This window comes from Streptomyces sp. NBC_01460, from assembly GCF_036227405.1.
Classification (GTDB): Bacteria; Actinomycetota; Actinomycetes; order Streptomycetales; family Streptomycetaceae; genus Streptomyces.
On sequence record NZ_CP109473.1, the window covers coordinates 5909081 to 5928537 of the forward strand.

At 72.0% G+C, this 19457-nt stretch carries 16 protein-coding genes; 13 read left to right on the forward strand and 3 right to left on the reverse strand.

Annotated elements, in window-relative coordinates; genetic code table 11:
* Nucleotides 1-70 precede the first annotated feature (70 nt).
* The 10 genes from OG488_RS26785 (at nucleotide 71) to OG488_RS26830 (ending at nucleotide 12245) form a co-directional block, all read left to right on the forward strand.
* A complete protein-coding gene (locus tag OG488_RS26785; RefSeq protein WP_033298593.1) occupies nucleotides 71-514 on the forward strand; it encodes a phage tail protein in 444 nt (147 codons plus the stop codon).
* Nucleotides 514-996, forward strand: a complete 483-nt coding sequence (locus tag OG488_RS26790; protein ID WP_329233206.1) for a hypothetical protein — start codon at nucleotides 514-516, stop codon at nucleotides 994-996. The genes OG488_RS26785 and OG488_RS26790 overlap by 1 nt, the downstream gene beginning before the upstream one ends.
* Nucleotides 993-1151, forward strand: a complete 159-nt coding sequence (locus OG488_RS26795) for a DUF6760 family protein (RefSeq protein WP_329233208.1) — start codon at nucleotides 993-995, stop codon at nucleotides 1149-1151. The genes OG488_RS26790 and OG488_RS26795 overlap by 4 nt, the downstream gene beginning before the upstream one ends.
* Before the next feature lie 3734 nt (nucleotides 1152-4885).
* Nucleotides 4886-5323: a phage tail protein gene (locus tag OG488_RS26800; protein ID WP_329233211.1), complete on the forward strand. Its 438-nt coding sequence runs from the start codon at nucleotides 4886-4888 to the stop codon at nucleotides 5321-5323.
* Between the two features lie 3 nt (nucleotides 5324-5326).
* Nucleotides 5327-6049, forward strand: a complete 723-nt coding sequence (locus OG488_RS26805) for a CIS tube protein (RefSeq protein ID WP_329233213.1) — start codon at nucleotides 5327-5329, stop codon at nucleotides 6047-6049.
* Nucleotides 6049-7920 (forward strand): VgrG-related protein, encoded by a 1872-nt coding sequence (locus OG488_RS26810; protein ID WP_329233215.1) that lies wholly within the window; start codon nucleotides 6049-6051, stop codon nucleotides 7918-7920. Before OG488_RS26805 ends, OG488_RS26810 begins: the two co-directional genes overlap by 1 nt.
* The gene (locus OG488_RS26815; RefSeq protein ID WP_329233217.1) at nucleotides 7920-8363 is read left to right on the forward strand and encodes a GPW/gp25 family protein; all 444 of its coding nucleotides are present in this window, start codon (nucleotides 7920-7922) and stop codon (nucleotides 8361-8363) included. The genes OG488_RS26810 and OG488_RS26815 overlap by 1 nt, the downstream gene beginning before the upstream one ends.
* On the forward strand, nucleotides 8363-10321 hold the full coding sequence (locus OG488_RS26820) for a putative baseplate assembly protein (RefSeq protein WP_329233219.1): 1959 nt from the start codon (nucleotides 8363-8365) through the stop codon (nucleotides 10319-10321). Before OG488_RS26815 ends, OG488_RS26820 begins: the two co-directional genes overlap by 1 nt.
* A 62-nt stretch (nucleotides 10322-10383) precedes the next feature.
* Nucleotides 10384-10983 (forward strand): phage tail protein, encoded by a 600-nt coding sequence (locus tag OG488_RS26825; protein WP_329239039.1) that lies wholly within the window; start codon nucleotides 10384-10386, stop codon nucleotides 10981-10983.
* A 290-nt stretch (nucleotides 10984-11273) separates the two neighbouring features.
* Nucleotides 11274-12245 carry an NADase-type glycan-binding domain-containing protein gene (locus OG488_RS26830; RefSeq protein ID WP_329233221.1) on the forward strand — a complete coding sequence of 324 codons (972 nt, stop codon included), beginning with the start codon at nucleotides 11274-11276 and terminating at the stop codon, nucleotides 12243-12245.
* A gap of 101 nt (nucleotides 12246-12346) precedes the next feature.
* Here OG488_RS26830 and OG488_RS26835 read toward each other — a convergent pair whose 3' ends face one another.
* The 3 genes from OG488_RS26835 to OG488_RS26845 form a co-directional block, all read right to left on the reverse strand.
* Nucleotides 12347-13549, reverse strand: a complete 1203-nt coding sequence (locus tag OG488_RS26835) for a M23 family metallopeptidase (protein ID WP_329233223.1) — start codon at nucleotides 13547-13549, stop codon at nucleotides 12347-12349.
* Between the two features lie 304 nt (nucleotides 13550-13853).
* Nucleotides 13854-15227, reverse strand: coding sequence for a cellulase family glycosylhydrolase (locus OG488_RS26840; RefSeq protein ID WP_329233225.1), 1374 nt, complete (start codon nucleotides 15225-15227; stop codon nucleotides 13854-13856).
* A gap of 179 nt (nucleotides 15228-15406) precedes the next feature.
* Nucleotides 15407-15922: a MarR family winged helix-turn-helix transcriptional regulator gene (locus OG488_RS26845; RefSeq protein WP_329233227.1), complete on the reverse strand. Its 516-nt coding sequence runs from the start codon at nucleotides 15920-15922 to the stop codon at nucleotides 15407-15409.
* A 100-nt stretch (nucleotides 15923-16022) separates the two neighbouring features.
* Here OG488_RS26845 and OG488_RS26850 point away from each other — a divergent pair, with 100 nt between their 5' ends.
* The 3 genes from OG488_RS26850 to OG488_RS26860 all read left to right on the forward strand — a co-directional run bounded on the left by OG488_RS26850 (nucleotide 16023) and on the right by OG488_RS26860 (nucleotide 19433).
* Nucleotides 16023-17540, forward strand: a complete 1518-nt coding sequence (locus OG488_RS26850) for an MFS transporter (RefSeq protein ID WP_329233229.1) — start codon at nucleotides 16023-16025, stop codon at nucleotides 17538-17540.
* A gap of 493 nt (nucleotides 17541-18033) precedes the next feature.
* Complete coding sequence (locus OG488_RS26855; protein ID WP_329233231.1) at nucleotides 18034-18270, forward strand: hypothetical protein; 237 nt, start codon at nucleotides 18034-18036, stop codon at nucleotides 18268-18270.
* Nucleotides 18271-18386: 116 nt separating this feature from the next.
* Nucleotides 18387-19433, forward strand: coding sequence for an RNA polymerase sigma factor (locus OG488_RS26860; protein WP_329233232.1), 1047 nt, complete (start codon nucleotides 18387-18389; stop codon nucleotides 19431-19433).
* Nucleotides 19434-19457 lie beyond the last annotated feature (24 nt).

Below are 19457 nucleotides of genomic sequence, written 5' to 3' on the forward strand. Positions count from 1 at the left end.
ACAGCCTCCGGCCCCGCTCGTTCTCGCGTACAGCCACAGGTCCCAGCCTCAGTAGAAGGAACGGCTTTTCATGAGTCTCTCCCAGGGTGACGCCCTCACTACCCACAACTTCGGCCTCCAGATCGACGGAGTCATGGTCGAGTACCTCCACGCCGTGGGCGAGGTGGGGATGGAGCAGGACGTCATCGAGTACCAGCAGGTCTCGGCGAACGGCCAGCCGATCACCAAGAAGATGCCCGGCGTGAAGAAGGCCGGCGAGACCACCGTCACCCGCGGAATGGAGCAGTCCACCGCCTTCACGGAGTGGATCAACGCCTCGCTGCGCGGCGACATGGGCTCCGCCCGTAAGAACGCGAGCATCATCTACATGGACTACCAGTACAACCCCGTCAGGCGTCAGCACCTGCGTAACGCCTGGTGCACCAAGGTGATGGGTGCGGCGGCGACGGCCGGCGAGGCGTCCGTGATGACCGAGACCGTCACGATCGTCTACGAAGAGCTGGTCACCGAGTAATGCGCCGCGGACCTGCCAGGCCCGCCGCCGACGCCGCTGCCGCCACATCCGCATTCGCGGACGTGGCGGCCCCGGCCGTCGCACCCGCGGAAGCACCACCCGTACGGCAGCAGTTGCGGACCGAGTTCGCGTTCGAGCTGCCGCGCGGGTACGTGGACGACATGGGAACCGTGCACCGCGAAGGCGTCATGCGACTGGCGACCGCCCGGGACGAGCTGATTCCGCTGCGGGACATGCGGGTGCAGGAGAACCCCGCGTATCTCTCGGTGGTGCTGCTCGGCCGGGTCATCACCCAGTTGGGCACCGTGGCGCACATGCACGACGGCGTGGTGGAGAACATGTTCGCCTCCGACCTCGCGTTTCTGCAGGACTTCTACCGTCAGGTCAACGCCGAGGGCCACACCAGGGCCGGCGTGTCCTGTCCGCACTGCGAGCAGCCGTTCGAGGTCGAGCTCGGCGGGAGCCGCCTGGGGGAATCGTGACGTACGCGACCGACCGGATCCATGAGGAGATCGCGTACATCGCCTACCACTTCCACTGGAACCTGGACGACATTCTGGACCTCGAACACCGTGAGCGGCGGCGATTCGCCGAGCAGATCGCCACGTTGGTGACGCGTGCTGCGACGGAGCGGTGATGGGCATGTTCGACCGGCTCAAGGGACGGGGCCGAGGCGGGAACCGGAGCCGGACCCAAGGCCATGACCTGGAGGGGAGCGCGGGCGGAGACGGTACGGTGCCGGGCCCCGTCCCCGGGGAGTCCGTCGGCGAAGGTGCCGGCACCGGTGCCGGTGCTCCCGGCCGGGGACGCGGCTGGGTGGGTCTGCCGCCGATCCGGCGCGCGATGCTGGCGCCGGCGCGGCAGACGGTCGCGTCCGCCGAATTCGGCGGCTCGCTGACCACTTGGCAGAACCACTCCTTTTCGGGGACCCTCTCGCACGCCGTCCTGGTCGACGCGCCGACCGGTCTCCTCAAGGACACGTCGACGTTCGCCATGGGGTCCGGGCCGACAGCCCTCGGCGAGGCCAGGCTCGCCCCGTCGGCCGCTTTCGTCGCCGACGGGGACGGAGGAGGCGGGGATCCGGGGAGCCGTGGCGATCGGCAGGGGCCTTCGGTCCAGCGCGCCCTCGGCCCGCGGGTCGCCCCCGTCCGGCCCCGGCCGGGACCCACGCCCTCGGCACTGACCCGGGCTTCCACCCCGGCCACGGTCCAGCGCAGGGTGCTGCCCACGGTGGTGCCGAGCCGCTCACGGGTGTCCGCACCGACGCCCGCTCCTTCCTCCTCGGCCGCCTCCTCTCCGGCCCCCGCTCCCCGTTCTCCCGTCCCTCCGGCCTCGGTGCCTCCGCCTTCCGCCGGCCGCACCTCGGAGGGGGACACGGGCGGCCCTCGTGGCGGCTCCGCGCGGATCGAGCCGCAGGGCCCCCGGCAGCCGGGTCCGACGGGGGCACCCGGGGCGGCGCTCCCGCCGGGCCGGACTCCTCCGGATCGCACCTCCTCACTCCCCGTCCAGCGACGTGAGGCGAAGGCGGCCGGACCGGCGGGCTCCGCGCCGGCCCGGCGCTCGCTGCTCGGGCCCCCGCTGTCAGGACCGGTGGTTCCGCCGGGGCCGCCGACGGCCGAGGCATCCCCGGCGCAGTGGCGTCGTGGCATCGCCACTCCCGTCGTGCGACCGTCCTCGCCAGGGCCGGAGGCGCCCGCGGTCCCGCCCCCGGGCATCTCCGGGGGCGAAGTGCCGTCAGGGCGGTGGCGTGCGGCCGGCGGGGGAACGCCTCCTGCCCGGAGGGCACCGGCGGCCGCCCCTGAGGGTGCTGCGCGGCAGGCCGGTACGCCGGGAGCCGTGACGCCCGGAGCCGGTACGCCCGGAACGGGTACGCCCGGTCCACGCCCGGCCGTCCGGCCGGGGCTGGGTGCGCCGTCGAGCCGGCCTGTCGCCGGTCCGGCGGCTGCCCCGGCCGTGCGTCGGCAGACCGGCGCCCCGGCGCCTGCCCCCACACCTCCCGTACAGCGTTCGTCGGCGGCCGGAAGCCGGCCGGGCGCCCCGGCGTCACCGGCCGCGCGGCCGGTGCCCGGGCCCATGACGCCGCCCGTCACTCCCGCACCTGTGCGGCCCGTACAGCGGCGCGACGTCGCCGCGGGAGCGTCATCGGACGGGCCCCGGCCCGCGAGCACCGGGGCCGGGCCGGATTCCGGGCCAGGCCCCTCCAGGCCCACCGGTTCATCCAGCTCGTCCCGCTCCGGCGCGAGCGGCGCGGTGACGGCGCCCGGTACCCGAACGGGGCGCCCCGCCGTTGCGACGCGTGCGGCCTCCGTGGTGGCGGCCGATTCACCCGCGGGCAGGACCGGTGGTGCTCGTCCGGTGCGGCGGCCCGCCGCCTCAGGGGCGGCCGACCCCGCTGCTGTGGCGACGCCCAGCGGTCCGGGCGCCGGGCACCGCACTGCGGACGGACCGTCGGGACGGCGGCTTCCCGCCCCCGAACAGAGCCCTGTACGCGCCCAGAGTCCCGCCCCCGAACAGAACCCCACGCGCGCACAGGTCCCCGCCCCTGCACAGCGCCCCGCACCCGCCAAGGGCTCCACGCCCGCACTGGCCCCCCGTCCCGCTGCCCTTCCGGCACCTACGCGTCCGGCTGAGGTCCACCGCTCCGGCTCACCGTCCTCCGGTCCGGTGGGCCCCGCTGGTGCAGCGGTGCCCGGCGCTCCCGTCCGGCCGCTGAGCCGCCCCGTCGTGAGCGGCACCGACGCGGCGGCCCCGTCGGTGAGTTCGACACCGCCCGTGGCGGCGAGCGGATCCGGAGCCGTCCGGTCGGCCTCCGCGCCGCGGGTGCAGCGGGCAGTGCCGGCCACCGTGGCAGCGCGGCGGCCGGTGACGGCTTCGGCCGTCCCTCCTGTGACTCGACCCCGGTCGCTGCCCGCACCCGACGCCGGTCCGGTACGCGGCTCCGACGCCGACTCCGCGGTACGGGAGCCGGCGCGGCCGGTCGCCGATGACGCATCCGTATCCGGCCGCCCGGGCGGCGCGCTGCCCGTGCAGCGGTCGTCCGGAGCCCGGACCTCGCCCCCGCCCCGGCCCTCGTCACAGATCCCGGCGTCTCCCTCTGCCCCGGCCCCCGCTTCTCCTCCGTCGCCGTCGACGCGTGCCCTGCCGTCCGTGGTGCGATCGCCCGCCGTAGCCGTTGCGTCCGCCGTGACCGTTGCATCGGCCGACGCGCCTTCGGCGTCGCGGGCGCGACCCATGCCGGTCGCCCCGCTGGTGGGTTCCGCGCGGCCGCTCACAGTCGCCGGGTTCACGCCGGCGCCGGTGGGGACGGGGCCGGCGGTCCCCGGCGCGGGGGTGGGCAGCGCTCCGGCGCCCGCCTCGCGCCGACGCGACGATGCCCAGGTGGCCGGCGCCCTCGCGGCCGCCGCTCCCGGGACATCCACGCACCCGGGCGTCCGCAAGGCCGTTTCACCGTCTTCGCCGGCGCCTGCCCCCGCACCGAGGAGTGCCCCGCGCGCCGTGCGTCTACGGCACGTTCGGACCGCCCCCACGACAAGTCCGGCCCCGGCGACCACCGGTATCGGCGGTGTCCGCGGGAATCCGGTACAGCGTGCCGCGGCGCCGTCGTCGGTGCAGGCTCCCGCCGTCCGTCCGCAGCCGCGGGCAACCACCCGCCCCGCCCGTCCCGTGGCCGTTCCCACCACGGCATCCGCCCCCGCGCGACCCGGCAGTACCGCCGCTGCCTTCCCCGTCGTCCAGCGCTCCGCGTACCTGCCCGCGTCGGCGCCACCCGTCCCCGGCGGGATCGCCCGTACTCCGCCGGCGGACGCCCCCGGCGGCTCCGGAACCCCTCAAGCTCCCGGAGTTCCGGGCGCCCCGGCCGCCTCCGTGGACCGGCCTGTCCGGAGCCCCGTCGTGTCCCTGGCGCCCGCCCGGCCCGCTCCGGCTGCCCTGCTCCCCGTGCAGCGGGCGCCCGCCGTCCCGGCCGCGCGGCCCTCGCCGCCCCCGTCCCCCGTCCGGACACCGGCGCCCGCCCCCGCACGCGTGACCGCACCGCCCCGCGCCACGTCCGTCGCGGTCCAACGGAGCACCACGTCCGTCGCTGTGCAACGGAGCGGAGGCGGCACAGGCTCCGCGGACAGGCCCGCCCCCTCGGTGACGAGCCGGTTCCAACCGCGTGAGCTGAAGGAGGACCAGGTGGCGGAGCTGGTCCACCGGCTGATCGGGCCGATGACCCGGCTGCTGCGCACCGAGCTACGGCTCGACCGCGAGCGGATCGGCAGACTGCGCGACCCACGCCACTGACAGGCCCCGGGCCCGCAAGCCCGTACGTCCCGCCCCGCGGGAACCTCCGCCCCCCCAACCGCACGTGGAACCGCAGGAAGGCCCCACCCGATGCCCCAGGAACTCGACGCAGGCTCCACCATCTTCTTCAACCTCACCATCGACGGTGAGAGCCTGGGCAACTTCAACGGCTGCGAAGGGCTCTCCTCCCAGGTCGAGATCGAGCAGCGGCAGGAGGGCGGCAACAACGGATTCGTCTGGCAGCTGCCCTCCCGCATCACCTTCTCCAACATCACGCTGACCCGGCCCCTCACCGAGGAGACCGCGAAGGTGGCGGAGTGGATCTCCTCCGTGACCACGGGGGTGACCCGGCCCACCGGGCAGATCGCCGCGCTGCGCGCGGACGGCTCGATGGTCGCCCAGTGGGGGCTGATCGACGTACTCCCGGTGAGCTGGCGCGGTCCCTCCTTCGACCCGGCGAGCCCCGCCGTGGCCACCGAGGTCCTGGAGATCGCCCATCACGGATTCACGGACGCGGGGGCGGCGTAGCCGATGAACCTCTCCAGTTTCGGTATCGGGGACAGCCTGGTGCGGGCGACGCTCGCCATCCACCAGCCGCCGATCGGCAGCAGCACCAAGCCCGGCGCGCTGATGAAGACGTTCAACTTCGACTTCAACCCGTCGCAGTTGTCGCTGACCCGCAGGGCTCAGTGGAAGACCACGCCCACCGCCGCGGTGCGGGACGGCGCGGTCCCGGAGTTCATGGGGCCCGAGCCCCGGGAGATGACGGTGGAGATCTTCCTCGACCGCTCCGACGACCCGGACAGCAACGACGTGCGCAAGAAGGTCGAAGCCCTCTTCTCCTGCTGCGAGACGACCACCGCCAGCATCGCGGCGAACCAGCCGTCGACGCCGTGGGTGGTCTTCGAGTGGGGTGCCTTCTCCACGGCCCGCTTCAACGCGTACGTCAGCTCCGTGGAGGCCCAGTACACCCTCTTCAACACCAACGGGATGCCGATCCGGGCCGTCTGCCAGGTGAACCTGCACGAGATCCCGAGCAGCACCCCCGGTCAGAACCCCACCTCGGGCGCGCTCACCACCCGCCGGGTGCACCGGGTCGTGGCCGGCGACTCGCTCCCGCTCCTCGCGTGGCGCGAGTACGGAGACGCCACGGTGTGGCGCACGATCGCCGAGGCCAACGGCATCGACGACCCGAAGGCGCTCACGCCGGGTGCCGAACTGATGCTTCCCGCCGCCGAAGAGGTCGGCGTCTGATGTCCGACATCGGTTTCTCCAACATCCTCACGGTGCAGATCGCCGGCACGAAGCTCAAGTCCCCGGAGAACACGAAGCTGGTGGCGGGCCGGGTCGACTTCGGCGCGGGCGTGCCCGGCGCGTTCCATCTCACCTTCCGTGACGACAAGAAGGACATCCTCGCCAGGCTGAACGTCGAGATCGGTGTGCCCGTGGTCATCGCGCCCCTCTCCGACGGCAAGGGCACACCCTTGATCACCGGAGAGGTCACCGCGCTGGAGACCGACTACGACCGCACCGGAACCTTCACCGTCATCCGCGGTTACGACAAGGGCCACCGCATGCTCCGGCAGCGGAGGGTCGCGGCGTACAAGAACAAGACCGCCACCGAGATCGCCGTCGAACTGGCGCGCAAGAGCGGCATACCGCTGGGGAAGACCCAGCGGACCAAGGGGCAGTACGAGTTCATCAGCCAGGCCAACGTCACCGACTGGGACTTCGTCCAGCGGCTCGCGGACGAGAACGAGATGGTGATGTCCATCAACTCGAAGGGCAGATTCCAGTTCGTCAAGCGCCAGCAGGCGGCGACGGCTCCCCCGGAGAGCATGCCGAGCGCACAGAGCGCCCTCCTCCTGAAGGGCGGTGAGGAGATCCTGCGCTGCCGCGCGGCGGTCACCTCGGCCGACCAGGTGACCGCAGTCGAGGCGCGCGGCTGGAACGTCACCACCAAGCAGCCTCTTGTCTCCAAGTCGCCCGCGCTGGACAATCCGGGCTTCGTCATCGGTACGAAGCCGTCCGAGGTGTCCAAGACGTTCGGCAAGGCCGAGCTCGTCGTGACCGACACGCCCTACGACAAGCTCGACGAGGTCAAGCACGCCGCCGACGCCGTGGCGGACGACGTGACGTCCTCCTTCGCCGAGGTGGAGATCACGGCGCGCGGCAACACCCAACTGCGTCCGGGCGTCGCGGTCACCCTCAAGGACGTGGGGAAGCCGTTCCAGGGCAAGTACACGGTCACCGCCGCCCGCCACACCTTCGGCGACCAGGAGCACTACGAGACGTTCCTGAACGTCAGCGGGCGTCAGTGGCGATCGCTGTACGGGCTCACGTCCGGAGGCGGCGGGGCGGGTCCGGCCGGCCTGCCGAGCGTCGCCAATGCCCTGGTCACCGACATCAAGGACCCGTTGAGGCAGGGCAGGGTCAAGCTGAGGTTCCCGTGGCTGGACGACATGTACGTCAGTGACTGGACCAGGACCGTCCAGTTCGGCGGAGCCAAGGGCGGCAGCATGATCTCACCGGACGTGGACGACGAGGTGCTGGTGGCGTTCGACCGGGGCGCCCTCGACCACCCGTACGTCATCGGCGGCCTCTACAACGGCGTCGACAAGCCGGATCCCGTCGACGTGCCGGTGTACGACCCGACGCGCGGGAAGGTCACCCGGCGCACCCTGTCCGACCGCAGCAACAACCGTATCGACCTGCTCGACCAGAGCGTCGGCCTCAAGCGCGGGGTGCGGCTCTCCACCGGCGACAACCGGCTCACCATCAACCTGGACCGGACGAAGACCGAGATCGTGGTGGACAGCAAGGGAAAGGTCTCCATCCGGGGGACCGGCGCCGTGGCCATCAACGCGGGCGGCAACCTCTCGCTGAACGCGGTGGGCTCCCTGACGCTCCGCAGCGGCGGGCCGATGAACATCAACGCCGGCGCCCTGTCGGTGCGGGCGGGTGTCACGGCCGTGAACGCGAGCGCGCTGAGCGTGTCGGCCGCCGCCGCCATGTCGCTGACCGCAGGACTTGCCCTGAAGATCAACTCGGGTCTGGAGATCGGCCTGAACGCTCCCCTGGTCCTGTCCAAGATGAAGCCGGTGCTCACGGTGGGAGGAATCTGATGGCGGAACAGTTCGTCGGCTCCGGATGGGCCTTCCCGCTGCGCATCAGCCCCACCGGCGGCATCGCCCTGGTCAGCGGGGAACGCGAGGTCGAGGAGGCCATCCGCCTCGTCCTCTCCACGGCGCCCGGTGAACGGCCGATGCGCCCCGAGTTCGGCTGCGCCATCCACGACATGGTCTTCGCCCCGGTCAACGAGGCCACCGCGGGCCGGATCCAGCACGAGGTGCACAGCTGCCTGGACCGCTGGGAACCGCGCATCGAGGTCGACGACGTCACGGTGACGGCCGGCGAGGAACAGGGCGTGCTCTTCATCGACGTCCGCTACTCGATCACGGGCACCAACAACCCGCGCAGCCTGGTCTTCCCCTTCTACGTGATCCCCTCCCACGACGGGCCCGAGGGGTCCGGTACGCCCGACGAGCACCTTGGAAGCGACCGCTGATGGCACTGCCCTCCCCGAACCTCGACGACCGGCGCTTCCAGCAGTTCGTCGACGACGCCAAGCGCTACATCCAGCAGCGCGCCCCCGAGTGGACCGACCACAACGTCTCCGACCCGGGCGTGACCCTCGTCGAGACGGTCGCCCACATGGCCGACCAGATCGTGTACCGGCTCAACCGGGTGCCCGAGAAGAACCACCTCGCGTTCCTGGACCTCATCGGGATCACGCTCTTCCCTCCGTCCGCGGCGCGCGCCGACGTCACGTTCTGGTTGTCGGCGCCGCAGCAGCAGCCCGTCGTGCTGGCGACGGGCACGGAGGTCGCCACGGTCCGTACCCAGACCGAGGACGCGGTGGTCTTCGCCACCGAGCGCGAACTGACCGTGATTCCTTGCGAGTTGTCATACGTCGTGGTCCAGCGGGCCGGTCAGGAGGCGGTCGACCGCACCTCGGACCTCGCCGAGTCCAAGGACGTGCACTGCTTCGCGGAGTCCCCGGGCCCCGGTGACCGCATGCTGTTCGGGCTCAGCGCCGCCGTACCGGAGTGCGTGGTCGTCCTGGAGCTCGACAGCCAGGTGGACGGTGTCGGTGTCGACCCGAGGCAGCCGCCGCTCGCCTGGGAGGCGTGGACCGCCGACGGCTGGGCCGCCTGCGACGTCGACCGGGACACGACCGGTGGGCTGAACCGCCCCGGCGAGGTCGTGCTGCACGTCCCCGGCGGCCACGCGCTCTCCCGTACCGGGCGGCGCGAGGCCGGCTGGTTGCGCTGCCGGGTCACCGAGCCGGAACAGGGCCGGCCCTTCTACACCACCTCGCCCACCATCCGCTCCGCCGAGGCGTTCAGCATCGGCGGCACCACCGGCGTCGTGCACGCGGAGACGGTGCGGGACGAAGCGCTGGGGGAGTCCACCGGACTGCCGGGACACCGGCTGCGGCTGGCCAACAGCCCCGTCGTCGGCGACGTGCAGCCGGTACTCCTGCAGGTCGCCGAGCGCGACGGCTGGGTCGACTGGGAGACCGTCGGCCACTTCGCCGCCTCGGGCCCGGCCGACCGGCACATCACCGTGGACGCGACCACCGGCGAGATCGCCTTCGGCCCGTCCGTCCGCGAACCGGACGGCACTCTGCGCCAGTACGGGGCCGTACCGCCCAAGGGCGCGCCCATCCGGGCCCGCCGCTACCGTACGGGCGGCGGAAAGGCCGGCAACGTCGCCAGGGGTGCCATCCAGGTGCTGCGCGACTCCGTCCCGTACGTCTCCGACGTCGTCAACCGGGAGGCCGCACGCGGTGGGGTCGACGGCGAGACCGTCGAGGAGGCCAAGCTCAGGGCGCCCATCGCGCTGAGTGCGCAGGACCGCGCCGTGACCCTGCGGGACTACGAGGAACTCGCGAGACGCGCCGCGCCCGAGACCGCGCGCATCACCTGCCTCGCGGCCGAGCCGGACGAGCACGGCGCGCACGCCGTACGGGTTCTGGTCGTCCCGCAGGCCGTGTCCGACCCGGGCGGACGGCTGCGCTTCGAGCAACTCGTCCCCGGTGACGCCCTGCTGGGGCGTATCACCCGGTACCTCGACGAGCGGCGGCTGATCGGCACCCGGCTGGCGGTCGGGCCGCCCTTCTACCAGGGTGTGACGGTCGTCGCGACGGTGCACGCCTTCCGTGGCACCGACACCGACCGGGTCAGGCGGCAGGCGCACGACGCCCTGTACCGCCATCTCGACCCGCTGACCGGGGGAGCCCATGGCACGGGCTGGCCCTTCGGCCGGCCGGTCCAGGCGGGCGAGGTGTTCGCGGTGCTGCAACGGGTGCCCGGTGTCGAGCTGGTGGACGAGGTGCTGCTGCACCCCGCCGACCCGCTCAGCGGGAAGCGCGGCGATCCCACGGAGCGGATCGATCTCGATCCCCCCGCGCTCGTCTTCTCGTTCGACCACCGCGTGCGGGTGATAGGGGACGCCTCGTGACCACGAGCGGGAGCACGCGCGGGTCCGTCGACGGACTCGCCTCGTCGGCTCCGCTGGGCGTGATGCTGCCGGCGGTGTTCGCCGACGACGACCTCGCCCAGCGGTTCGTCGCGGGCATCGACGAGGTCCTCGCGCCGCTCCACAACGTGCTCGACTGCCTGGACGCCTACTTCACGCCGTCGCTCGCGCCCGAGGACTTCACCCGCTGGCTCGGCAGCTGGGTGGGCGCGGAGACCGAAGGGCCGGACACGGCCGGACGCGCCGACGGGTCCATGGGCCGGGAGCCGGCGGAGGCGCCGCTCACCGCACCCGCCACCGGTCACCCGCAGGACACGGAGGCGACGGCCGCTCTGCGCGCCGCGGTGACCGCCGCCGTGCGGCTGCACCGCATCCGCGGCACCCGGCGCGGCCTCTCCGAGGCGGTACGGCTCGCCTTCGGCGTGGAGCCGGAGATCACCGAGAGCGGCGCGGCCGTCTGGGACGCCAGGCCCCTGGGCCCGGTCCCCGGCGAGAGCCGCCCGCATCTGCACGTCACCGTACGGCTGCCGGAGCCCGGCCCCGCCGCCGAACACCGGCTGGAGCGCCTCGTCGCGGCAGCTCGCCCCGCCCATATGCCTTACACGGTCCACGTGACCGCCGCCGAAAGGACTTCCGACAGGTGACCAGTCACCAGGCCTCCCCCTCCACACCGCCTTCTCCCGCGGTCACCGGCGACACGGGGAACGAGCCACCTCACTGTGCGGAGTGCGGCACGCGGCCGACTCCGGGGCAGTCCTTCTGCGACGACTGCGGCGCGGTACTGAGCTGGACCCCGGACACGGGGCAACGGGGTGCGGGCACCGCGGATCGGCCAGCCGGTGCGGACACTCCGGGCGTCTCGGGCCCGGACCCGTCGGCCGACGCAGGCAGCACGGACCCGGTGCGCGAACCCGCACGCGCCGATGCTCGGGCCGTGGCGCCCGAGGAGGACGACACCCTGCCCGCGATGCCGCCGGTCTCCGCCGCGACCCCGGAACCGGACCCGGACGCGAGTGCGCGAGCCAGGGCGCTGCTCGTACCGGTCGCCGACCGGCGCGCCGCCGCACCGGCACCGGGAGTGGCCCCGGTCCTCCCGGGTGTGCCCTCCGCTCCCCGCCCCCGGGTCCAGGCCCCCGGCGGCGAACCGGCCGACGACGTCGGCCCCCCGTGCCCCTGGTGCGAGGTCGGCAACCGCCCCGACCGGCACTTCTGCCGGCGCTGCGGCATGTCCCTCGCGAAGCGCCCCGGAGTCCCGGAGGCACGGCGCCCCTGGTGGCGCCGGATGCGGGACTTCGGTGACCGCCCGGCACCGTGGGCGGGCGACCGCCCGAGGCTGCGCCGGGGCATCGGCCGCATCGTCACCTGGGTCGCCTACGGTCTCGCGCTCGCGCTGGTGATCTACGCGGCGTTCCACGTGAGTACGGCGTGGAACGCGGGACGCGACCACTTCGCGAAGCGGGCCCAGATCAGTCCTGATGCCGCCGTGGCGTCCCGTTCCTTCGGCGGCCACCCGCCGAAGTCTCTCTTCGACAAGATCAACAACAGCTGGTGGGGTCCGGGGGTGTCGCAGGCCGCCGAGGGTGAGTGGGTCGAGGCGCGTTTCATGGAACCCACCCGTCTGCTGGACATCCTCATCACGTCCGGCATCTCCACCAAGCCGTCCGACCTCTCCGAGGCCGCGCTGCCGCACCGCATGGACGCGGTCATCACCACGGCGGACGGGAAGAAGACCACCCGCCACATCAAACTCGACCAGGTGAGCGGCCCCCAGCAGCGGAAGTTCCGGGCGCAGAACGTCGTCAGCGTACGGTTCGTCATCCGTTCGGCGTTCAACGTGGGCCCCGACAAGCAGGTCTCGATCGCCGAGATCGAGTTCTTCACCCGCGCCACGACCAGCGGCACGTAGGGCCCGGGCCCACCGCCGTTCCCGCACGGAACGCCTCCTCTGCCGGCCTCCTCGGAGCGTCGGCCGAGGAGGCGCTCGCGTTCAGCCGGAGGTGTACGTCCTCAGAGGATCAGGCCCTTGGCCCGCAGATACGGGACGGGGGAGATGTCGGACCCGAACCCGGGCCCCGTGCGGATCTCGACGTGCAGATGCGGGCCCGTGGCGTTGCCGGTCTCGCCGGACCAGCCGATGAGCGTGCCGCCCTGGACGCTCTGGCCCACGACGGCCTTCACCTCGGAGAGGTGGGCGTACTGGCTGTACGTACCGTCCTCGTGGCGGACGACGACCTGATTGCCGTAGTCGCCGCCGTCCCCGGCCGTGACGACCTCACCCGGGCCGATGGCCTTGACCTGCGTCCCGGTGGGGATCACGAAGTCGACGCCGGTGTGCAGGCCGGTGGACCAGGCGGAGCCCCGCTGGTGGTACGGGGTTCCGGCCGGTCCCTCGACGGGCAGGGTCCAGCCGCCGGACGCGTTGCCGCCGACGGGCACGACCATCTTCGGGTAGGACTTCATGACGGCCTTGACGTACTCGTACGTCTCCCCGTCCGCTCCACTCGCGCGCGGCACACCGCCGTACTCCCCGACCGTCTTCCAGCTCACGCGATAGGCGGCCAGGGCAAGTTCCAGGGGAGTGCCCCGGTAGCCGGGGTGTTTCTTCGCGGTCCGCAGGAGTCCGCACATCTTCCTGCCCTGGGCCGGTATGGCGTCCGCAGGGTCCAGGACGTCCCTGACGCCGTCGTTGTTGCCGTCGATCCCCGCGGCCACCCAGTCGGCGTCCGAGAACTGGGCGATACCCCTGGTGACGGGCCGTTCGGCCTGTGCCACGGCAGGCAGCTCCTCGCCCGAGGAGGTCTCCTCCGAGCCGGATCCGGTGGCCTGTTCCCCGCCGGGCAGGTCTGCTCCGCCCGGCTTCCCGTCCTCGGCCCGCTGCTCCTCGCTCCGCGGATCCGTCAAGGAGCCGTCGTCGTCCGCCGGCCCGTCGGCCGCGATCGACCTGGCCCTCGGGTTGAAGTTGCTCTCCCGCTTCAACTGCGCGGCCAGCACGGGCGCGGTGAGCAGCTTCTCGTCGCAGTCCGCCGCGGCGTCGCGCAGGAGCTTCGCGTACAGGACGGGAACCCCCACGTCGCCCGCCTTCAACTCGGTGCTCACCGGTGCCGGGACCCCTCCGCCGACTGCCTCGCTGTCGTCGAAGGACCCGAGCAGTACGGCTCCCAGACCGATCGACAACGGAGTCACCACGACCCCGACGATGACCGGCACCATCCAGCGAGCGATCCTCACAGACCCGACAACTCCCCTGATCGACCGTCGCGTTGAGGCTCACTATGCCATCCGTGCCGGAAGGGGTGCGGCCAGGTCGGCGGGACAGGACTTCGATCGGTCGGTACGGCACGAGGAAGAACACGAGGGCCGGCAGGGACGTGCCGTCGAAGACCACGCCGAGCGTCCTGAGCACCCAGGTCCGCCGACAGGGAGGACGGCCCTGACCCGTTCGACGTGCCGAGGACGCAGATGGATTCCGTCATCCGTACGGGGGCTCCGGCCCGGCCGGAGCCCCCGTCGGAGGTCAGCCGGTGGGGAAGGTGTCAGGAGTGCTGATCCGGCTCTTGAGCAGTGCTCCCGACTCGGTCAGTACGCCGCTGCTGCTGTAGTCGCTGCCGCCGCAGGTCCCGGGCTTGAACGCCGCACTGCTCTCGGGGGCGTCGGAGTAGGTCCAGTTCGCGTAGCTGATCTTCAGCTGGTCGAGCAGGTCCAGCCAGGCCGTGGTGCTCGCCCGGTCCATCGCTCCACCGCCGGTGGCGCTCACCGTGCCGAACTCGGTGACGAAGAGCGGCAGTCGTGACGCCGCTCGGCTCAGCGTGGAGCGGTAGGTGTCCTTGTGGCTCGCGGCGTAGAAGTGGAACGCGTACATGAGGTTGGTGGCGTTGACGGGATTGCTGACCACCTCGCTCTCGTCGGAGCCGTCGGAGACTCCCAGCGAGGACCAGCCGCGGGTTCCGACGATGACGACGGCGTCCGGATCGGCGGCCCGGATCACCGGGATGACCTGCTCGGCGTAACTCTTGATGGCCGACCAGCTCACGCCGTTGGGCTCATTGGCGATCTCGTAGATCACGTTCTTCTTGGCGGCGTTGCGGGCGGCGACGGACGCGAAGAACGTCTTCGCGCGGGCGAGGTTGTAGTTCGGGTCACCCGGCGTCAGCGTGTGGAAGTCGATCAGCGCGTACATGCCCCGCGCCTCGGCCATGTCGACGAGGCCGTTCACGCGGCTGGTGAAGCCGGCGGGGTCGGTCTCGTAGCCGTCCTCCTGCACGTACATGGCGGTGCGCAGCAGGTCGGACTTCCAGTCGTGCGCCAGTGCGTCCAGGGACGCGGCGTTGTAGCACTGGCTGAACCACTGGATGCCGTGCGTGCTCATGCCGCGCAGCTGGATGGCGCGGTTGTACTGGTTGCACAGGTTCACGCCGCATACGTGTAGTTGGCCGTTGACGTCCACGGGGGTGCCGTCGACCGGGACGGGCGGGGGCTCCTCTTCGAGGGAGCCCGTACAGGCGACGCCGTTGAGCGTGAACGCCGTCGGCTTCGGGTTGGCGCCCGTGAAGGTGCCCGTGAACCCCAGGTCGGCCGAGGCGTTGGTGGCCAGCGCGCGGTTCCAGTCGACGCCCGCGGCGGTGACCGCGGAGCCGGACTGCGACCAGGTGGCGTTCCAGCCCTGGGCGATCTTCTGTCCCCCGTCGGGCAGGGAGAACCCGAGAGTCCATCCGCTGAGGGGTGCGCCCAGGTTCGTGACCTTCACTCCGGCCTGGAAGCCGCCCGTCCACTGGCTGGTGACGGTGTAGTCGACCTTGCAGCCGGTGGCTGCCACCGCCTGGGGAGCCACTGCGGCCGTGAGGCCCAGGGCGGTCGCACAGGTCGCCACTAAGGCGAATAGGCGTTTCATAGCGTTCCTCCTCGTGGGGGTGAAGCGGAAACAGCGCCATGGGAGCGCTCCCAAAGCCCATCGGGCCGAGACCGTACACCGGTGCGTGGGGGTGCGTACAGAGATTCGACAGGCATGCGACGAAGGGTGGCCCGGCGAGCGGGCGAAGGATCCGGCCGGGCGGGCCGGGAGCGGGACCCTCAGGCGGACCGGCCGTCAGGGGAGCGCGGTGCCGTCGGGGCCTGTTCCGCGAGGTGGCTGTCCATGGTGGCGTTCAGGTCGGCCACGAACGCTTCGAACTGTTCCAGGAACCGCGGCGGATAGTGCGACATCGCGGTGTCGAGGCGGCGGGCGAGCGGGCCGAAGAACTCGTCCGCCCGTTCCTGGATGTGCCCCCCGCTGCGCAGCGTGACGACGCGCCGGTCGGAGTGCTCCCGGGCGCGCGTGATGTGCCCAGCCGCTTCGAGACGGTTCAGCAGTGCGGTCGTGGCGCCCGTGGACAGGGAGATCCGCTCGCTCAGCCGTGCCGGTGACAGGGGGGTGCCGCGCTCCTCGGCGGCGGCGATCTCCAGGACCGCGATCGCGTCGGTGGAGTGCAGTCCCAGCCAGGTGGCGAAGCGTCGGCTGAGCTCGGCGTAGTGGCCGCCGTAGATCCTCAACGATTCCATCAGCCGCTCACGCTGCTCCGCGACACCCTCGCGCACGGCGTCGTCCATGCCGACCTCCCTCTTTCTCCCCTGCTGTGAGGCCCACCCGGCCGCCTCGCTTTGACAACCTACCTACTCCAATCTACCTTCACCATGGAATTACTTCACCATGGAGGTATCTGACGTGCGTGACCCCTCGCCCCAGCCTGACGAGACGACCGCGCCCTACCGGTGGCGCTGGCTGATCCTGGCGGTGATGATCGTCGCCGAGATCATGGATCTCCTGGACGCCTCGATCGTCAACGTCGCGGGGCCGGACCTGGAGAGATCCCTCGGTGCCGGTCCCGTCGGCCTGCAATGGGTGATCGGCGGCTACGCCCTCACCCTGGGTGCCGGGCTCGTGCTCGGCGGGCGGCTCGGTGACCGCTACGGCCGGCGCCGGATGTTCCTGATCGGTCTGGCGGCCTTCACCGCGAGCTCGCTGCTGTGCGCGATCGCGCCGAACATCGAGTCGCTGATCGCCTTCCGCCTGCTGCAGGGCACCGCCGGAGCGATGCTGCTGCCCCAGGGTCTGGGCCTGCTGCGGGAGAACTTCTCAGGCCCTGAACTCACCAAGGTCTTCGCGATCTTCGGACCCGTCCTCGGCCTGGGCGGCATCATCGGCCCGGTCCTGGGCGGCTTCCTCATCGAGGGTGACTTCTTCGGTCTGGGCTGGCGGTCGGTGTTCCTGATCAACCTGCCCATCGGCATCGCCGCACTGATCGTCGCCGCGAAGTTCGTGCCGAAGAAGGCGGGCGACCGCACGGTACGGGTCGACATGACCGGCGCCGCCCTGGTCGTGGCGGCCTGCGCCCTGCTGGTGCTGCCGCTCAACCAGGGGCAGGAGGAGGGCTGGCCGCTGTGGACGTGGCTGTGCATGGCCGCCTCGGTGATCGGGTTCGGCCTCTTCGCCCTCCAGCAGCGCCGTACGGCCGCCGCGGGCCGCGAGCCGCTGGTGACCCCGGGCCTGCTGCGCAAGCCGGCCTTCACCGTCGGCCTCGGCGGCATCGCCCTGTTCTTCGGCGGACTGATCGGCACCCAGCTCGTACTGACCCTGTTCCTCCAGATCGGTCAGCACTTCACCGCCGGTGACGCGGGGCTCGGCAACCTGCCCCTCGCGGTGGGAACCGCGATCGGCGGCGCGGTCAGCGGCGCGTTCCTGGCCGACAGGATCGGCCGCAAGGTGCTGCAGATCGGACCGCTCGTCCAGCTGGCCGGCGCAGCCGTGCTGTGGTTCGAGCTCGACGGCCTCGATGCCGCCTCGTTCTCGATCTGGGACATCGCTCCCGGCGTCGCGGTGGCGGGCATCGGCGCCGGCATGGTGATCGCCGCCCTGTTCAGCTTCATCCTGGCCGCGGTCGACGACGACGAGATCGGATCCGCCTCCGGCGTCCTGTCGGCGGTCCAGGCGATCGGCGGCTCCGTCGGCGTCGCGATCTTCGGCTCGGTGTTCTTCGCCCGGGCCGAGACCGGTGACTTCACCGGCGGCTTCCACCGCGCGCTGATCGTCCAGGCATGTCTGCTGGTGGTCTTCCTCGCGATCACCTTCCTGCTGCCCAGGAAGGGCCGCCCCGAGGACGAGCAGCACGGCATCACCCCCGAGTCGGCGGCCGACGGCTCCGGTGCCGAGCAGCGCCTCACGGTGTGAGACCGGTATCCGCGCCCATGCCCGGACCCTCGGCCCAGGGCTGTCCGCCGACGGCGCGGGGCGCCCCGTCAGGCCCCCTGCGGCAGATCTGCACACCGTGCGCGCAGGTGGCGCGCCGCCGGAGACCGTCCCGCGTGGCCGGACCCGGTGCGGCGCGTCCACGGCCGGGAATGTCTCTTTCGGGGCGGCTTAAGGAAGTGGTCGCCGGGCCGTCCGTCGGTCAGCGAAGTGAAGAAGCTGTACCGGTCCGAAGGGTGATGTGAGCGCACCGTCCTTTCGTCGCGGAAAAGCCCTACGAGGGGCTCCCGGGCGGGTGGCCTCTCCCCGAGCTCACGTGCTTACATCCTCCACATCGCGGAAGCCGCACAGGAATGTGCCGCATCCCTCGGGCCCCACATCGAGGCGCCGGCAACCGCGAAAGCGGCAAGGGCCTTCTTTCCTGACGGTGCGGGTCCCTGCCATTCTCGGATTTAACGCGAAGGGAATTCACATCATGAGCTCCGCCCCCCAGGTGCAGACCCAGGAAATCTCCGACGCCGACCTGGACAACGTGTCCGGTGGCCTCGGCGGTGCGGTTTCTCTCGACGCGCCGGTCATCGGCGGCATCGCGGGTGGCGTCAGCGCCGACCTGACGGGCGTCGCGCCGCTCGCGGGCGGCATCGCGGGCGCCGTCGGCGCCAACGTGCTGGGCGTCGCCGGGATCGGCTCCGCCACCACGCTCTCGGCCTGATCCGACAGCTAGCCCGTATGCCCCGATGCCGACCCAGGCCGCGGGGCATACGTGTCGTGGGGCACCATGATCGGGCACATGGCGGACCCTGAAACACGGACCAGAGGGCTTTGAACGTGAAGGACTCAGGTACCGCTCGTCGACCTCACGGTCCGGGCAACCGGTGGGAGCTCGTCTGGAGCCACCGGGACGAACTGCTGGAGATGGCGCGCAGCCGCTCGGCGAGCGCCGAAGAGGCCGAGGACGCCGTCCAGGAAGCGATGATCCGCGCGGTGGAGGACCCCGACGTCCAGTACGGCCGGGTCCGCTCGTGGCTCAGGCTCGCGACCGTACGCGCGTGCGCCGACCGGCGTCGCCAGGTCGTCCGGGACTCGGAGTTGAGCGAGAGCCTCTCCGCCGCCCCCGCCGACCCGTGCCCGGTCGAAGAGGCGGCATGTGACCGGGCGGAGGCCAGGTGGCTGGCCGCCCGCAGCGCGGAGTTGCTGCCCGCACGCCAGGCGGAGGCGCTGCGGCTGCAGTCCCAGGACCTCGACGTCGGCCAGGTGGCCCGGACCATGGGCCTGAGTTACCGGGCCACCGAGTCACTGCTCGCCCGGGCCAGGCGCTCGCTGCGCAACGCCCTGGCCGGAGGCCTCACCCTCGCCATGACCGTGTGGCTGTCCGTGCGGAGATTCCCGCGTACGGGGGTCACCCAGCAGTCGGTGGCGGCATCGGCGGCGGTGACGGTCGCCGTGGTGGGGCTGACCTTGCCCGCCGATCCCCCCGTCCGACCGGAGAGCCGGCCTCCGGCGGACAGTTCCGCCCCGCGGGCCGTGGAGGCTCCCGTTCCCCGCGTGACTCCGGGACGTTCTCCCACACCCTCCGCCTCCCCGGACTCCACCGACCGGAAGATCCGGGACCATGCGCGGCCGACGCCGAGGAAGCCGCCGAGAACGCGCGAGCCGTCGAATGCGACAGTCGTGGAGATAGAGATCGGATTCGGCGAGCGCGCCACCGTACTGCGACCGGTGGCCATATCGGCGTCGATTCCGGACCTGCCGGTGGACGTGCCCGACATCGATGACCCTGAAGCGCCGCCGGCACCGGTCGATATCTCCACGGAAAGGCCCACCGTGCTACCGGATCTGGATCGGACCGGCCGGCAGGGAGTGCTTTCCCGCTGAGCCCTTTCCATGGCGATCGTTCCG

Bases quoted from the DNA above. Each gene is read 5' to 3' on its own strand.
- OG488_RS26785 (WP_033298593.1), top strand. From the start codon at position 71: ATGAGTCTCTCCCAGGGTGACGCCCTCACTACCCACAACTTCGGCCTC.
- OG488_RS26790 (WP_329233206.1), top strand. From the start codon at position 514: ATGCGCCGCGGACCTGCCAGGCCCGCCGCCGACGCCGCTGCCGCCACA.
- OG488_RS26800 (WP_329233211.1), top strand. From the start codon at position 4,886: ATGCCCCAGGAACTCGACGCAGGCTCCACCATCTTCTTCAACCTCACC.
- OG488_RS26805 (WP_329233213.1), top strand. From the start codon at position 5,327: ATGAACCTCTCCAGTTTCGGTATCGGGGACAGCCTGGTGCGGGCGACG.
- OG488_RS26810 (WP_329233215.1), top strand. From the start codon at position 6,049: ATGTCCGACATCGGTTTCTCCAACATCCTCACGGTGCAGATCGCCGGC.
- OG488_RS26815 (WP_329233217.1), top strand. From the start codon at position 7,920: ATGGCGGAACAGTTCGTCGGCTCCGGATGGGCCTTCCCGCTGCGCATC.
- OG488_RS26820 (WP_329233219.1), top strand. From the start codon at position 8,363: ATGGCACTGCCCTCCCCGAACCTCGACGACCGGCGCTTCCAGCAGTTC.
- OG488_RS26825 (WP_329239039.1), top strand. From the start codon at position 10,384: ATGCTGCCGGCGGTGTTCGCCGACGACGACCTCGCCCAGCGGTTCGTC.
- OG488_RS26835 (WP_329233223.1), bottom strand. From the start codon at position 13,549: ATGGTGCCGGTCATCGTCGGGGTCGTGGTGACTCCGTTGTCGATCGGT.
- OG488_RS26840 (WP_329233225.1), bottom strand. From the start codon at position 15,227: ATGAAACGCCTATTCGCCTTAGTGGCGACCTGTGCGACCGCCCTGGGC.
- OG488_RS26845 (WP_329233227.1), bottom strand. From the start codon at position 15,922: ATGGACGACGCCGTGCGCGAGGGTGTCGCGGAGCAGCGTGAGCGGCTG.
- OG488_RS26850 (WP_329233229.1), top strand. From the start codon at position 16,023: ATGGAGGTATCTGACGTGCGTGACCCCTCGCCCCAGCCTGACGAGACG.
- OG488_RS26855 (WP_329233231.1), top strand. From the start codon at position 18,034: ATGAGCTCCGCCCCCCAGGTGCAGACCCAGGAAATCTCCGACGCCGAC.